We start from the raw sequence: 715 nt of genomic DNA on the forward strand, positions 1-715 counted from the left end.
AGATAAAATACAAGCATTTATTTACAATACATCAAAGGTAGCAAAACAAAACTTACTTCCATTTTTTGATCAGTGGGGATTAAAGGCGACCCAAGAAACGAGACAAAAAGTAGAAGCTTTAAATAACCCAACATTAATTGCACCTATATGGGAAGCAACGGATGCTAAACCTGTTAAACCACTTGCTGTATTGTCTAAAAAAATAATGAAAGCAAGTGCAAATAGTGAGGAATCAACGGGTTCAGCTAGTAAGGCGATAGATGGAAAGACAGATACATTTTGGCATAGTAGTTGGACACCAAATCAATATCCTTACAATTTGACACTAGAACTTGGTGATACACGTACCATTTCACAATTGGCATATCTTCCAAGGCAAGATGGGTCAGAAAATGGCCGTATTTTAACTTACAATATTTATACGAGTGTAGATGGCGTTAAGTATGACAAAATATCATCAGGAACATGGGAAAATAATAGTAATAAGAAACATGCAACATTTAATCCTGTTGCTGCAAAATATGTAAAAGTAGAAGTAACAAATGGACAAAATGGATTTGCTTCAGCAGCTGAAGTAGATATTTTGGGATATTAATTATTTAAACAAATGGCTGAGGTTCTTCAATTGATTGAGAGACATAAAACATCGGTATCAAGCTAAAAAAGTGTATCCGTAAAGCAAAAAAAAATGCTATTCTTTTTGTAGAATCATAGA

General features: G+C 33.6%; 1 protein-coding gene. It reads left to right on the plus strand.

Annotated features, from left to right (window positions below; translation table 11 throughout):
• A partial coding sequence (locus GFJ36_RS29750; protein ID WP_242016009.1) for a discoidin domain-containing protein occupies positions 1-595 on the plus strand: 595 nt, incomplete at its 5' end.
• Positions 596-715: the final 120 nt, after the last annotated feature.

Origin of the sequence: Bacillus sp. EE-W1, assembly GCF_009760835.1 — a bacterium.
GTDB classification, from domain to species: Bacteria; Bacillota; Bacilli; order Bacillales; family Bacillaceae_G; genus Bacillus_A; species Bacillus_A wiedmannii.